The organism is Streptomyces sp. NPDC057486, from assembly GCF_042802415.1.
GTDB lineage: Bacteria > Actinomycetota > Actinomycetes > Streptomycetales > Streptomycetaceae > Streptomyces > Streptomyces yanii.
On sequence record NZ_JBHVEE010000039.1, the window covers coordinates 1 to 14,378 of the forward strand.

General features: G+C 70.9%; 14 protein-coding genes. 5 read left to right on the forward strand and 9 right to left on the reverse strand.

What is annotated here, in order from left to right; all coding sequences use genetic code 11:
* On the forward strand, positions 1-274 hold a 274-nt coding region (locus tag ACFU6I_RS19690; protein ID WP_384368142.1), incomplete at its 5' end, for a hypothetical protein.
* A gap of 66 nt (positions 275-340) precedes the next feature.
* On the opposite strand, the gene ACFU6I_RS19695 is transcribed toward ACFU6I_RS19690, so the two are convergent.
* Positions 341-898, reverse strand: a complete 558-nt coding sequence (locus tag ACFU6I_RS19695; protein WP_384368145.1) for an AAA family ATPase — start codon at positions 896-898, stop codon at positions 341-343.
* Positions 899-915: 17 nt separating this feature from the next.
* Positions 916-1,278: a DUF397 domain-containing protein gene (locus ACFU6I_RS19700; protein WP_384368148.1), complete on the reverse strand. Its 363-nt coding sequence runs from the start codon at positions 1,276-1,278 to the stop codon at positions 916-918.
* 115 nt (positions 1,279-1,393) lie between these two features.
* Between ACFU6I_RS19700 and ACFU6I_RS19705 the strand changes: the two genes are divergently transcribed.
* From ACFU6I_RS19705 to ACFU6I_RS19715, 3 genes are all read left to right on the forward strand, one after another.
* A complete protein-coding gene (locus tag ACFU6I_RS19705; protein WP_384368151.1) occupies positions 1,394-1,588 on the forward strand; it encodes a hypothetical protein in 195 nt (64 codons plus the stop codon).
* On the forward strand, positions 1,588-2,160 hold the full coding sequence (locus ACFU6I_RS19710; protein ID WP_384368154.1) for a hypothetical protein: 573 nt from the start codon (positions 1,588-1,590) through the stop codon (positions 2,158-2,160). Before ACFU6I_RS19705 ends, ACFU6I_RS19710 begins: the two co-directional genes overlap by 1 nt.
* A gap of 1,148 nt (positions 2,161-3,308) precedes the next feature.
* The gene (locus ACFU6I_RS19715) at positions 3,309-3,524 is read left to right on the forward strand and encodes a hypothetical protein (RefSeq protein WP_384368158.1); all 216 of its coding nucleotides are present in this window, start codon (positions 3,309-3,311) and stop codon (positions 3,522-3,524) included.
* Positions 3,525-3,949: 425 nt separating this feature from the next.
* On the opposite strand, the gene ACFU6I_RS19720 is transcribed toward ACFU6I_RS19715, so the two are convergent.
* The 7 genes from ACFU6I_RS19720 to ACFU6I_RS19750 form a co-directional block, all read right to left on the reverse strand.
* On the reverse strand, positions 3,950-4,483 hold the full coding sequence (locus tag ACFU6I_RS19720) for a hypothetical protein (RefSeq protein ID WP_384368161.1): 534 nt from the start codon (positions 4,481-4,483) through the stop codon (positions 3,950-3,952).
* Positions 4,484-4,599: 116 nt separating this feature from the next.
* The gene (locus ACFU6I_RS19725; RefSeq protein ID WP_384368164.1) at positions 4,600-6,927 is read right to left on the reverse strand and encodes a xanthine dehydrogenase family protein molybdopterin-binding subunit; all 2,328 of its coding nucleotides are present in this window, start codon (positions 6,925-6,927) and stop codon (positions 4,600-4,602) included.
* Positions 6,924-8,366: a 2Fe-2S iron-sulfur cluster-binding protein gene (locus ACFU6I_RS19730; RefSeq protein ID WP_384368167.1), complete on the reverse strand. Its 1,443-nt coding sequence runs from the start codon at positions 8,364-8,366 to the stop codon at positions 6,924-6,926. Before ACFU6I_RS19730 ends, ACFU6I_RS19725 begins: the two co-directional genes overlap by 4 nt.
* A complete protein-coding gene (locus ACFU6I_RS19735; RefSeq protein WP_384368170.1) occupies positions 8,363-9,259 on the reverse strand; it encodes an FAD binding domain-containing protein in 897 nt (298 codons plus the stop codon). Before ACFU6I_RS19735 ends, ACFU6I_RS19730 begins: the two co-directional genes overlap by 4 nt.
* 318 nt (positions 9,260-9,577) lie before the next feature.
* Entirely contained in the window at positions 9,578-11,221 is a 1,644-nt protein-coding gene (locus ACFU6I_RS19740; protein WP_384368173.1) for a beta-N-acetylhexosaminidase, read from the reverse strand.
* A 539-nt stretch (positions 11,222-11,760) separates the two neighbouring features.
* Positions 11,761-12,048: a DUF3039 domain-containing protein gene (locus ACFU6I_RS19745; RefSeq protein ID WP_266985093.1), complete on the reverse strand. Its 288-nt coding sequence runs from the start codon at positions 12,046-12,048 to the stop codon at positions 11,761-11,763.
* A 29-nt stretch (positions 12,049-12,077) separates the two neighbouring features.
* Entirely contained in the window at positions 12,078-12,638 is a 561-nt protein-coding gene (locus ACFU6I_RS19750; protein WP_266985091.1) for a YqgE/AlgH family protein, read from the reverse strand.
* 277 nt (positions 12,639-12,915) lie between these two features.
* Between ACFU6I_RS19750 and murA the strand changes: the two genes are divergently transcribed.
* Positions 12,916-14,256, forward strand: a complete 1,341-nt coding sequence (gene murA, locus ACFU6I_RS19755; protein WP_037692423.1) for a UDP-N-acetylglucosamine 1-carboxyvinyltransferase — start codon at positions 12,916-12,918, stop codon at positions 14,254-14,256.
* The last annotated feature ends 122 nt before the right edge of the window (positions 14,257-14,378 follow it).

Below are 14,378 nucleotides of genomic sequence, written 5' to 3' on the forward strand. Positions count from 1 at the left end.
GGGAAGTTCCGGGGCGGGCGGCTTCCTTGGGTCCGGGGGCGCGGGCCACGGTGTCCTGACAGCGTTCTCCGCCGTGAACCCGGCCCTGCCCGACGCGCCCTCGCCGCTGACCCGGCACTGCCGCCGACAGAAGCTCGGCCGACGGTCCAGCCCGTGTCAGGTGCGGGGATTCAGTACGGGCTTCTCGGGCAGCCCGCCGTTGTTCTCGCACTGCGGCTTCTTCGCCAGGGCAAGGGACGCAGGATGCAGAATCGTCGGACTGGCCGCCAGGTGACCGTGACCGGTGGGGTGGATGCGCGCGTCGGCGGAGGCGAAGCCGGTGGTCGAACCTCCTGTCGCCTCAGCCCTCCACCGTTCCCACCACCCGTGCCCGCTCAAGACTCGCGAGTACCGCGTCGACCGTCTGCTCCACAGTCTGCCCGGTCGTGTCCAGCCAGAGCCCGATCCGCGGCGTCTCCTCACGCAGCACCCGGTCCAGCGACTCGACCGTCCACCCGGCCCCGTAACCGCTCTTGCTCCGCCCCGCCTCCCGCTCGGCAACAGCCTGCGGCTCGGGGGCGAGCACGACGACGTACAGCGGCCGGGTCCGCACGAGTTCGACGTAAGCGGCCAACTCCTCCCCCAGCACCACGTCCTGCACCACGGCGGTCCAGCCTTCGCCCGCGTACACGTCGGCCGTCATCGCCGACAACCGGTACCGGAGCCGGAGTTGCGCGGCAGCCTCCTCGTACGCCCCCGGCACCATCTCGGCACGCCCGGACACCACCATCCGCCGGAAGACGTCCCCGCGCACATGCACCGCCCGCGGCATCCGCTCGGCAAGGGCCTGAGCAACAGTGGACTTCCCGGAGGCCATCACGCCGGTGAGGAGGACGACGGCGGGACCGGGATCAGCCACTCGCAACACGCTCGCGGTCATCCGGCGACGGCACCCGTCAGGAAAGCGGTCCGGGCGGCCGGGCCGACGGCGAAGACGGGACCGTCGACGACCTTGGAGTCGCGGACGTGGACGGTGCGGGGGCAGGTGGCCGCCTCGACGCAGGCTTCGCCCTCATTGCCGCTGCAGCCGGACTTGCGCCAGTCGTAGGCGACTTCGACGCAGGCGCCGCCTTCGTTGTTGCTGCAGCCGGACGTGAACCAGGAGAGCTGGGGCCCGGTGGTCACCGTTGCCTCGCCTTCGTTTCGATGATCTTCGCCCTTCCAGGGGTTGAGCGCCTGGGCCCGCAGGATGCCGAAGAGGTCGAACGTGTCACCCCCCTGCTCCGGCCTGGAGATCAACCTACCGACGCCCTGCGCTTCCACGTACACACGTGCACCAGATCCTCGGCAAGAACATGGACGGGCCCACCGACTCGACCTGAATGCCGAGGTCGATGCCGAGACCCGCAACAATATGATCAACCACTACGCCGACGGCGAGCGCCGGATGTACGCCATGTTGCGGAAGACGGCGATGGAGAAGGGGCGCAAGGAGCCGGAACTGGACGCGAGCCCCGGCGAGTACGAGGACGGCCTTCGGCCGACTGCCCAGCAGTGGTACCAGAGCGGCATCAAGGACGCTGACATGAAGATGGGCGAGAGGTACTGATGGACAAGAAGAACCTGGTACTGCCCGCAGTGCTCGTGGTCGCGGCGGCCGTCGTCACCGCGATCCAGCTCTGGCCCAGCCCGCTGAAGGACCTCCGGGCGAAGAACCTCTGCCTGGGGATGCTCACGAAGGAAACAGTGGGCCTGCTCGACGACCGGAAGGGCGGCAAGCTGGTCGTGGACGAGGACAAGGACGAGGACGCCGGAGCGGACCCGGTGTTCTCCACCATCTGCTTCGTCGGCCGCGAGACGAGCAAGGACACGACTCCCCGGACCCAGTACACCCTCGACGTGCGGCCGGCCGACACCCTCAACGAGCCCGCCAAGGACGCTGCCCCGGTCGGCGGCGGACACTCCGGCTGGATCGGGCCGCGCCAGAGCGAAGTCCAGCTCCCCGCCTCCTGCGCCAAGCCCATGGGAACCGGCGCCCCCCATGTCACCGTGACTCTGAAGATCGCCCCAGGCGTCCTGGCCAAGGAGGACTGGGACACGGCAGCTCTGATCTCCAAGAGCCGCACCATCCTCCTGGAGGGCATCGGCAACCTCACCGAACAGTACGACTGCGCAACATAGATGACGGCCGGCGTCAGCGGCCGCCGTATCGATGACCTCGACGACAACGCCCTTGCCAGTGCTGATCTGCCAGATCTCCTCGGCCTTCATGGCAGTCAGGTGCCATTGGTACGACCGGACCGATTCAGCGTGAGCCGACCCGGCCGTCGCAGCCACCAGCAACATCCCCACGGTCGCCGACGCGGCGGCCCTGGTGCGGCCGCTGTGCATGTTGCCGGCAGGCATCTGCGTCCTTCACCGAATACTTTCGATCAGTCGATCACAGGGGGGGGACAACGCGTCGACCACCCTGCTGCCAGGTCTCTTCGTCCTCCGTCAGATGGTCCGGTCGCTCGCGGCCTTCACGACGGGAGGAGCCCGGACGGGCACCCGCCGCAGCGTTCGTTCCGCGTCCCGCCTGTCCGGCCGCACGCGTGCCGTCACTCGCACCATTGCCCCGAACCAGACCGGAGCCACCGGGCGTGAAGGGACGGCCGCTCGAACGCCCCGGCTGCTGAGGACGGCCGCCGACGATTCCGCCTGATTCTCCGGCCGGCCGACGGCCGCCGGGAAACCCGCTCTGGCCACCGCTCGGACCGCCGATGCCCGAACCGTGCCCCATCGGGCCTCGGCCATGCGCACCTTCGCCACCGACCACCGTGCCACGGGGGAGTCCGCCCGTCGGACGCCCGCCGGTCCGGGCGACCGGCCGACCACCGCTGATGCCCCTTTCACGGGGCAGACGACTTGTCTGACCGGTGCTGAGGCCATTCGGACCAGGCAATGCCGGAGGACGGACGCCTGTGCCCGTGTAGCGTCCGGCGCCCTGCTGATTCGGGGTCAACGGTGAATTGCCCCCGAACACGGGCGGCATCACGCTGGGGCCTGGCGGGGAGCTTCCGTCCGGCTTGCCCGCCAGCGGCAGTCCCGTCGGCACGCCAACGGGCGTGGACGACTGCGGCAGGATCGCCAGGCCGTCGATCTCCATATCCACTGGGGTTCCCGAGTGCGCGGGCATACGAACCGTCGCACGGTCCACGGCACCTGGTGTTTCAGAATCGGACGCCTCCGCGGCCGAGGCGTGTGTGGTCGCTGCGTATCCGGCACCGTCACCAGCCCCTCCCGGCCAGGAACCGGCGCCGGGAGATGCCCAGCCCTCCGAGTCGCTGATGCCGGCTTCCCGCTCCGGCACGATCGAATCCGGCGGCGGCGGAAATACCGGCTTCTCCAAGGCCGCCATCTGCGAAGACGAGAACGAGTACGTCTGCGCCAGCCTGCGCATCTGCGCAGCCGCCTCCTGGCGGTCCCTCTCCTTCGCCGACAGCAACGCCGCCGCAGACTCCTTGTCCGCCGCAGACGCGCCCGAGTCCCTGCTCACTGCCTGAGCTTCTTCCACGCGGGCCTTGTCACCCGATCCCGTGCGCGGGATCGACGCCTGGGCGGAGGCGATTGCGCCGGAGACCTCGGTGAGCCATTTCGACGCGCCCTCGCTGTAGGCGCCCAGGCGCAGCGTCGCGTTGGCCAGGTCTGCACTCCAGGTGCGGAAGGCGTCGGCGCCTGCGCCCTTCCACTCGACCCACTGCGGACGGATCCTCAGGTCCTCCGCGATCTTGCGGATCTCCTCCGATGCGTGGCGCAACCTGTCCGCCGCCCCCTGCACGGCTCCGCTGTTCGCCTGGTCAAGCCACTCCAGCATCCGCTCGTGGGACATGTTCTCGAACGATGTTCCGGAGCCGCTCCCCGTCTGACCCATACCGTCGTTCTCCCTGTCCCCGTCGTTCCTGTACGCCCCAGGTGCGCGTATTCGGCGTCACAGGCCGCCGGTCCCCGCGTGTCCACCGCTGTGCGGCTGCTTCGCCCGGCCATCGGCCACGGCTGGCTGCTTCGCCGACGCCGTGGTGTCCTGGTGGGCCTCCTGGTGTTCCCGGGCACCGTCTCTGATCGCGAGCATGCGTTCGCGGACGTCCAGGTCGACGTGCTCGTAACCCTTGTGCGACGCGAGGACTGCGATGCCCATTCCCTCCATGGAGTCCGACAGCAGTCCGGACAGCTGCTCCAGCTCCGTGATCACCGTCTCGTACGTGTGGTGCAGGGCGTCCGCCTCGGCCCACTGGCCCTTCTCGCCGCCGAACCGGGCGCGCGGCATCCGGTCCTCACCGAGCTTCCTGGCATCGGCCGGCGAGCCCTTGAGGTCCTTCAGGAGCTCATCGATCCGGTCACGGAACTTGGTGAACGACGAGAGCTCGGTGACCAGTTCACCGACCGCGTTCTGCGCGAAGTCGAAAACCGACCCGAACGGCACTCCTGGCGCGTCCGTCGATCCCCCAGGGGCACTCGGCAGCACTGAACTCTCCCCCGTATGCGGCTGATTACAGCGTGGGCACCACTGTAGGCAGCACCACCGACACCATGTATCCCGTCGTTGCACATGCAACCGAGTTCACGCCGTCGGTTCCACGCCTAGGAGTTGGTGGCCGCCACCGCCGCCTGAGGCCTGATCGGGAGGCGGTTTATCGGGCGGCCCGTTGCCGCACGGACTGCCGCGGCCACCGCTGCCGGGGACGTGACCACCGGGACCGCCGAGGCCGGCTTGGCGCCGAAGGGGGCCACCACGTCTCGTTCTTCGACAAGTTTGACGATGCGAATGTCGGGAGCGTCAAGCGCGGTAGGCAGGGCGTAACCCGTGAGGTCGGGGTGGCGGATCACACCGCGGGTCGTGCGGAGGTTCTCCGACAGGGCCGCGCCGATGCCCTGGGTGACGCCTGCTTCGATACGGGTCGCCAGTTGGGACGGGTTGAGGATCCGGCCCACGTCCTGGGCCACAGCCATCTCGACCACACGGATCCACCCGAGTTCGATGTCGACGTCCACAACCGCCCGGATCGCGCAGAAGGCGAGACCGACGAACGCATCGCCCTGGCCTGACTCGTCGAGCGGCTCGGTCGGGTGGGGGCGGCACTGGGCGGTGGCCCAGAGTTCCTTGCCGTCCATCGCCTCCGTGACCGTCGTGGACAGCACCCCGTCGTACGAGGTGATCTTGCCGTCCGTGATCTGGAGCAACTCGGTGGACATGCCGAATTTGTGGGCCAGGGGCTGGAGGAGCTGGGTGCGGACCATCTTGGCGGCGCGTTCCACCGCCCCGGCGGAGACCCAGGTGTGGCGGCCGTGTGTGGACGGGCCCGCCGGGGGCTGGTCGGTGTCGACCGCGGCCACGTGGACCTCTTCGATGCCCAGGGTCTCCTGGACGACCTGGCGGGCCAGGGTGCTGAAGCCCTGTCCGGTTTCGACCGCGGCGCAGATGACCGTGGCGACACCGTTGTGGACCCTGACCGTGGCGGTGGAGACCTCGTCCGCACCTTCGGCTCCGAGCATGTGGACCATGCCGAGTGCGTAGCCGACGCCGCGGCGTACGGCACCGGGTTCGCCTCCGCCCTCCGGGCCGCCGGGGAGCAGCCAGTCGTCCTCCGGGGAGTCCTTGGGGAGCGCGGGGAGCGGGACGTCCCGTACCGCACGAAGGAGTTCGGCCACGGGGGCGGGGCACGTCACCGTCTGACCGGTCGGGAGGATGTCGCCGGTGGAGAGCGAGTTGCGGAGGCGGAGTTCGGCCGGGTCGATGCCGAGCTTGGCGGCCAGCTTGTCCATCTGGCCCTCGTACGCCGCGCAGACCTGCATGGCGCCCTCGCCACGCACATGGCCGGACGGCGGGTTGTTGGTACGGACCGCCCAGCCCTCGATGAAGGCGTGCGGGACGACGTACGGACCGCAGGCGAACGCGACCGCGGCGGCCAGGGACTCGGACGAGGCGTCGGCGTACGCGCCCGCGTCGAGGAGGATCTGCGCCTCGACCTTGACCAGCCTGCCTTCTGCGTCCGCGTGGTGGCGGTAGCGGAGCAGCGTCGGGTGGCGGTGGGCGTGGCCGAGGAAGGACTCCTCGCGGGTGGCGGCCAGTTTGACCGGGCAGCCGGTGCGCAGGGCGAGCAGGCCGAGCGGGAGCTGGAAGCCCGGGTCCTCGCGGTCGCCGGTCGCGCCGGGAACGCCGGTGACGACGATCTTCACCCGGTCCGGTTCGAGGCCGAAGCAGGCGGCGGCGAGGTCGCGGTCGGTGTGCGGGTCGGTGGAGGCGGTGTAGATCTCCACACCGCCGTCGGGGCGCGGCACGGCGAGGCCGGCCTCGGCGCCGATCGGGGCGGGGTCCTGGCGGCCGATGCGGTACAGGCCCTCGACGATGACGTCGCCCGTGATGTCCGGGTCGCCGTAGCGCAGCGGGATGTGGCGGATGAGGTTGCCGTCGGGGTGCAGGGGCTCCGCGGCGAACGCCTTCTCCGGGTCGGTGACCGGTTCGAGGACGTCGTACTCGACGACGATCGCCGCTGCGGCGAGGCGGGCCGTGTCGGGGTGGTCGGCGGCGACCGCGGCGATCGGTTCACCGTGGTGGCGGACCAGTTCGGAGGCGAAGACGGGGCGGTCGACGACCCGGCGTCCGTACGCCCCGTCGCCGGGAACGTCCTCGTGGGTGACGACCGCACGTACGCCGGGCATCTCCGCGGCGCCCGTGGTGTCGATGGACAGGATGCGCGCGTGCGGGTGCGGGGAACGCAGCACGGCCGCCCAGAGCAGTCCCTCGGCCCAGAGGTCGGCCGCGTACGGGAACGTGCCCTCGGTCTTGGCACGGGCGTCCGCGGGCGGCAGTGAGGCGCCGATGCCGAGTACGGGCGGCTCGGCGCCGGGGCCGTTCACCGGCGGAATGGTGAGCGCCGTGTGGGTGGCGGTGGCTGCGTCGTTGCTCACGCCATGCCTCCGTCCTGCAGATGGGGCTGGACACTACCGGCACCGGGCGCCGCCTGGTGCGGGATGCGGGCCTCGGTGGAATGCGCATCCGCGGTGGCGGCGCCGGGCTCCGTGACCGCCTCGGCGCTCGCCTCGCGGCCCGCGATGACGTTGTTCACGGCGTCCAGGACGCCGCGGTAGCCGGAGCAGCGGCAGAGGTTGCCGCAGAGCGCCTGGCGGGTCTCCAGTTCGCTGGGGGCGTGGTTGCCCTCCAGCAGGTCGTGGATGGTCATGGCCATGCCGGGGATGCAGAAGCCGCACTGGACGGCGCCGCAGTCGGCCAGGGCGCGCTGCACGTCGGACGGCTCGCCGTCGACGGCCAGGCCCTCGACCGTACGGACCTCGCTGCCCTCCGCGGTGGCCGCGGGGACCAGGCAGGAGGCGACGAGGCGGCCGTCGACCTGGACGTTGCAGGCACCGCACTCGCCCTGCGAGCAGCCGTCCTTGGCTCCGGCGAGGCCGAGTCGCTCACGGAGCACATAGAGCAGGGACTCGCCGATCCAGGCGTCCGTGACGGGGCGGTCGGCGCCGTTCACATGCAGGACGTAGGAGGCGGACGGGTGCTCGCTGGGGGTGTCGGGGAGTGTGTCGAGGGGGGCGTCGAAGGTGGCGTCGTGAGGGGGGTCGGCGGGGAGGGCCTGCTCGGGAGTGGCCGTGGTGTCGGCCACGGGCTCCGTCAGCGGCTCGGCCGTTTCCGACGCGGTGGCGTCCAGGGCCGGGACCTGCGTGAGGTCCGTGCCCGACGCCGGGGTGTCCGCCGTGCCCTCCGCGGTCGTCCCGGAAACCTCGGGAGCCTCCGGCTGCGTCGCCCACGGCGCGGGCGCGCCACCCGGCAGCGTGGCCGGTGGCGTCCCTTCCGCGTACCACTGGGACGCCAGCGCCGAGGCCGCGAACTCGCCGGACTCCTCCGGCAGGTCGCCATCGGCGACCGGGATCGTCCACTGGCCGGTGTGGCCTGAGGTTTCGGCGGCCGTCACCTCGGCGAAGTTCCACTGGCCGGTCGAGGCCGACGTCTCGCCCTGCTGCGGGTACTCCTCGTGCCGCGGGTACTCCGGAAGCCGTTGGTGCTGCTGGTGCTGCTGTTCGTTCGGGTCCGGCCAGTGCACCGCGCCCGTCGCCTGCTGCTCCGTCTCCTGGTCCTGCGTGCTCTGCGTCCGCACCACCCAGCTGCCCGTCGCCGCCGGGTCGAGCCCGGCCACGGGGGTCAGCGGCACGATCATCGGCGGTACGTAACCCTGGCCGGGAGCAGCCAGCGGGATGTTCGCCAGGTCCTCCGGGGGCAGCTGGACGAAGGCGGTCGCCTCGGCGTCGTACTCGCCGCCCTGCGCGGTCGGCTGCCAGCCGCCGTGCTCGTCTGCGGGGCCCTCGTTGTTCCTGTTGTCGGCGTTGCTGTTGCTCACGACAGTGCCCTCCCCAGCGCGCGTCGGGCGAGTGCGGCGACCGTGCGCCGCAGATGCAGTACGGCGGGGGGCAGCGGTGGCGCCTCTCCCCCGTCGGCGAGCGGCGGCTGGTCCGGGACGCAGGCGGCGGCGACGTACTCACCGAAGGCGGCCAGCGCGTCGGGCGCCAGGCCCCGTTCGCCGTCCCAGTCGATCAGCGAGGCGATCCAGCGCTCGGCCTCCAGGGGACGCAACGGCATCGGCGCGATGGCGCCGACCGCGCAGCGCACCCCGCGCCGGGCCGGGTCGAGGACGATCGCGACGGAAGCGGTGGCACGGCCGGGGCCGGTGCGGCCGGTCGCCTTGAAGAAGACCTGGGGGGCGTGCAGCAGCGGTACGCGGATGAAGCCGATCAGCTCCGCGGGTTCGAGCATCTCCCGGCCGGCCAGCAGGTGCGAGACGGGGATCTCGCGGCGGGCGCCGTCGGGGCCCGCGATGACGAGCTCCGCCTCCAGGGCGGCGAGCACGGGAAGGGTGTCGCCGGTCGGGGCCGCGCTGGCGATGTTGCCGCCGAGCGTCCCGGCGTTGCGGATCTGGGGCGGGCCCGCGGCGCGCGCGGCCGCGGCCAGGGCGGGGATCAGTGCGGCGAAGTCGGGCCGGCCCATGCGTGCGTGGGTGAGTCCGGCGCCGAGCAGGGCGTGACCGTCCTGGTAGTGCCAGCCGCGGAGCTCGCTGATGCGGCCGAGGCCGACGAGTCCGGAGGGGCGCAGCAGCCCCTTGTTGACGGCCGACATCAAGTCCGTGCCGCCGGCCACGGGAACGGCGGCGGGCATGGCGCCGAGTGCCGCCACGGCCTCGTCGAGCGAGGCGGGCAGAGTCACCGTCTGCGTCGCCTGCGGTGCGTGCGTGGTCAACCCAGCTGCCCCTTCCCGGTGTCCCGGCGTCCCGCTTGTTTCGCCGTACGGTACGTGCTCAAAGCCCGGACGTGGCAACTCTGGCACATCTTCCGATCGGACCGACGCGAGGGTCCGCGAAGGGCGCATTCGCCCCTGACCTGGGGGATGCTCCCCTTTCGCGCCCCTTGTGCACAGAGCATGAATTGCCACTCTTCGGTAAGCCTTGTACGACTTATTCCCTTCCGGGGAAGCGCGGTTCCGGCAGGGCCGGCACGAGCACTTCCGGCCACCACGGTCCCAGGAACCGCGGTGGCCCGGCCCGGTCCGCGAGCGGGATCACACGTTCGGGGGCGCCCCCTCGATCGGACGTCCGAGGACGCCGGGGCGCTTCTGCCACGGCAACGGGCCGCCCGGCGGTCGGTAATCGACGCCGAGCGCGTCAAGTCGGGCGTAGTGCGCGGTCATCCGGCGCTCGAAGTCGGCGAAGTCCCGGTCGGCGGAGGCGGGCAGTGCCGACCAGGCGACCTCCGCGAACGCCGCGAGCCGCGGAAAGACCTGGTAGTCGACGCGGGACCGGTTCTGCATGACCTCGGTCCACACGTTGGCCTGGGTGCCCAGGATGTGACGGGTCGCCTCGTCGGTCAGGCCCGGCGGTACGGGTTCGAAGCGGTAGACGTCCTCCAGGGTGCGTACGTATCCGATGGGCATCGGCTCGTCGGGGCCGCCGTGCTGACGGTGGTCCAGATAGACCTGCTGCTCCGGGCACATCACGACGTCGTGCCCGGCCTCGGCGGCGGCGATGCCACCCGCGTACCCGCGCCACGACGACACCGCCGCGCCGTCCGCGAGGCCGCCCTCGAGGATCTCGTCCCAGCCGATGAGGCGGCGGCCACGCGCGGTGAGCCAGCTGTCGAAGTGCCTGATGAACCAGGACTGCAGCTCCTCCTCGTCGGCCAGGCCGAGTTCCTTGATCCGGGCCTGGGCGGCGGGGGACGCCTTCCACTGGTCCTTGGGACATTCGTCTCCGCCGACGTGGATGAACGGCGAGGTGGCGGCCGGGAAGAGATCGAGGATCTCCTCGAAGACGCCCTCGTAGAAGCGGAGGGTGTGGTCGGTGGGGGCGAGCACGTTCGGAGTGACGCCCCAGGTGTCCCAGACGGAGAGGGCGGCGGTGTCGATGACGTCGGTGTTGCCGAGTTCCGGGTAGGCGCTGATGGCAGCCTGCGAGTGGCCCGGGATGTCGATCTCGGGGACGACACGGATATGCCGCTCGGCGGCGTACGCGACGATCTCGCGGATGTCGTCCTGCGTGTAGTGACCGCCGTACGGGGTCTCGTCCCACAGCTCCGACGCCCGGTGTCCGTGCTTGGTACGGGTGCGCCAGGAACCGATCTCGGTGAGCTTCGGGAAGCGCTTGATCTCCACCCGCCAGCCCTGGTCGTCGGTGAGGTGGAAGTGGAAGACGTTCAGCTTGTGGGCGGCGAGGAGGTCGAGGTAGCGCAGGATGTCGTCCTTGGGCAGGAAGTGCCGTGAGACGTCGAGCATCAGGCCGCGCCAGGAGAACCGGGGGCGGTCCTCGACGGTGCAGCCCTGGACGCGCCACTGACGCTCCGGGTCCATGGGGGCCCTCCGGTAGGCGTCGGGGCCCAGGAGTTGGCGCAGGGTCTGCGTACCCCAGTGGACTCCGGCCGCGCCGCCGCCCAGCACGGTGACGCCGTCGCCGTCCACGGACAGCCGGTACCCCTCGGGGCCGAGCTCCGCGGCCACCTCGGGGTCGGTCCGCAGGCGGATCGCGTTCCCGTTGTCGGCCTCGGCCTGCGCCAGCGGCAGCCCGGTCGCGGCGGCGAGGGTGCCGCACAGGTGGCGTGCGATGCGCTCCGTGCCCGGTTGCGCAACGACAACAGTGTCCTGATCAAGAACGAAGCCGGCCGTGGAGTTCATGGCGCGCAGCGGCGCCGGGATCAGACCCTCGATGTCCATGACGTCAGTCCTTAACCGCTCCGCCCGGTTCCGCGACCGGGCGTCGCTGTACGAGTGCGAGGAAGACCAGCAAGGGGATGGTCATCGCCGTCGAGGGTATGCCGCAGTGGATCGACCGGTCCGGGCATCCCGGGTGTTGCGGAGTTCGTCGGGCGGTGGCGGGATGTCGTGCTGCGGGTGGGTGACCCCAACGCAGGCCCGCCGCAAGGTCCACGCTCTCCAGCCACGGCATGCGGAGCGCTCGTCACCCCCGATGGATCAGCACGAGGGGTCGCCGACGGGGCGCGCTCCGGGCCGAAGCCACCGAACGCGGCCGGGCGGGCGACGTGCGTGCGTGCGTGCGGGGGGAAAACCGCCTCGCCAACTCCCGTCACCGCCTTGACGACACCTCGACCGGGCCCGCCGGCTCACCCGTGCCGCGCGTGGGCGCCGGTGCAGCCCGAGCCCGCGCCACACACCCGGGACGACGGCTGCACGCCGAACCCCCGGGGCGCGCGTCAGCGCACTCCGGGGGTTCGGTCGAACGGTCTGCGGACGGGCTACTTCTTGTCCTTGCCGCCCTTGCCCTTGTCGCCACCGGCGCCCATGGACTCGTAGATCTCCTTGCACATGGGACAGACCGGATACTTCTTGGGGTCGCGCCCCGGCACCCAGACCTTTCCGCACAGTGCGACCACGGGGGTGCCCTCCAGGGCACTCGCCATGATCTTGTCCTTCTGGACGTAATGGGCGTAGCGCTCGTGGTCGCCGTCGCCGCTCGACACCTGCGGCGTCGGCTCTACGAGGGTCCCCGTACCTGCCCCGCGCTCGGGCTCAAGAGTGCTCATAACAGCCAGGGTACTGAAAGCACCGAGGTTCAGTTGAGCGAAGGGTCGTCCGGGTAGGTGGCGATCATGGCGAGTTCGCTGCGCTGACGACGCAGGACCGCGCGCCACAGATGTTCCGGACGCGGCGAGGAGACGTCTCCGGGCTCCGACTCCACCACGTACCAGGCGCCCTCGGTCAGCTCCGTCTCCAGCTGCCCGGGGCCCCAGCCCGCGTACCCCGCGAAGATCCGCAGCGAGCCGAGCGCCGCGGCCAGCAGTTCCGGTGGCGCCTCCAGGTCCACCAGACCGATCGCCCCGTACACCCTGCGCCAGCCGAGCGGCCCCTCGTCGCCGGGGATCACCGCGACTCCGAGCGCCGAGTCGAGGGAGACCGGACCGCCCTGGAAGACGACGTCCGGTTCGCCGGTCAGGCCGGCCCAGGACTCGAGGATGTCACCGACGCCGACCGGGGTGGGGCGGTTCAGGACGACGCCGAGTGAGCCCTCCTCGTCGTGGTCGAGGAGCAGCACCACCGCGCGGTCGAAATTCGGGTCCGCGAGGGCGGGTGTGGCCACGAGCAGTCGCCCTGTGAGCGAGGACACCTCGGTCATGGCAGAAATGATCCCGCATCTTCGCCCTCCATGGGGACCAAGTGACGCGCCGGGCCGACGAGCGAGCCCGAGCGCAGCTCAGGGCGCACGGATGCGTGGGGAGCACACGGCCCGGGAGGCGCGTAGGCACGGTGACCCTCCGCGAGGCGTGGCGAGCAGAGCGTGTTGTGGCTGATTCATGACGTTCGTACACCCCCCGCCGCCTTATGGAACGGGGGTGGAGGGCCATTACCCTTTCGGTTGGCCCCCTGCCCGACCACTCCGGAACGCGAGATTCATGACCGGCACAGACGATGTCCTGCTTGTCCACGGCGGAACCCCGCTGGAGGGCGAGATCCGCGTCCGAGGCGCCAAGAACCTGGTGCCGAAGGCAATGGTCGCCGCGCTGCTCGGCAGCGGGCCCAGTCGGCTGCGCAATGTGCCCGACATCCGCGATGTGCGGGTCGTGCGGGGGCTGCTGCAGCTGCACGGTGTGACGGTCCGGCCCGGTGACGAGCCGGGCGAGCTGATCCTGGACCCCACCCATGTCGAGAGCGCCAACGTCGCCGACATCGATGCCCACGCGGGCTCGTCGCGCATCCCGATCCTGTTCTGCGGCCCGCTGCTGCACCGGCTGGGCCACGCCTTCATTCCGGGTCTCGGCGGCTGCGACATCGGCGGACGGCCGATCGACTTCCACTTCGACGTGCTGCGGCAGTTCGGCGCGACGATCGAGAAGCGGGCCGACGGCCAGTACCTGGAGGCCCCGCAGCGGCTGCGCGGCACGAAGATCCGGCTGCCGTACCCGTCGGTGGGCTCCACCGAGCAGGTACTGCTGACGGCGGTGCTCGCCGAGGGTGTCACCGAGCTGTCCAACGCGGCCGTGGAGCCGGAGATCGAGGACCTCATCTGCGTACTGCAGAAGATGGGCGCGATCATCTCCATGGACACCGACCGGACCATCCGGATCACGGGCGTCGACCGGCTCGACGGCTACACGCACCGGGCGATCCCGGACCGCCTGGAGGCGGCCTCCTGGGCGTCCGCGGCGCTGGCGACCGAGGGCAACATCTACGTACGGGGCGCACAGCAGCGCTCGATGATGACGTTCCTCAACACCTTCCGCCGGGTCGGCGGCGCCTTCGAGATCGACGACGAGGGCATCCGCTTCTGGCACCCGGGCGGCGCGCTGAACGCCATTGCCCTGGAGACGGACGTGCACCCCGGCTTCCAGACCGACTGGCAGCAGCCGCTCGTCGTGGCGCTGACGCAGGCCACGGGGCTGTCCATCGTCCACGAGACGGTGTACGAGTCCCGGCTCGGGTTCACCTCCGCGCTCAACCAGATGGGCGCGCACATCCAGCTCTACCGCGAGTGCCTGGGCGGCTCCGACTGCCGCTTCGGCCAGCGGAACTTCCTGCACTCGGCGGTCGTCTCCGGCCCGACGAAGCTGCAGGGCGCGGATCTGGTCATTCCTGACCTGCGTGGCGGTTTCTCGTACCTGATCGCCGCGCTGGCGGCACAGGGCACGTCGCGGGTGCACGGGATCGATCTGATCAACCGTGGCTACGAGAACTTCATGGAGAAGCTGGAGAAGCTCGGGGCGAAGGTCGAGCTGCCGGGCGGCTCGCTGGTCTGACGACCGAGGCCCGGAACGGGGGTTCGGGGGCACTGCCCCCGGGCCCCCGTTTTCGATCACCGGAAGGGTCCGGCGGCCGCCTGAGGGCTGTCCCGTAATCCCTGGCGGAACAGCGCGCGGCG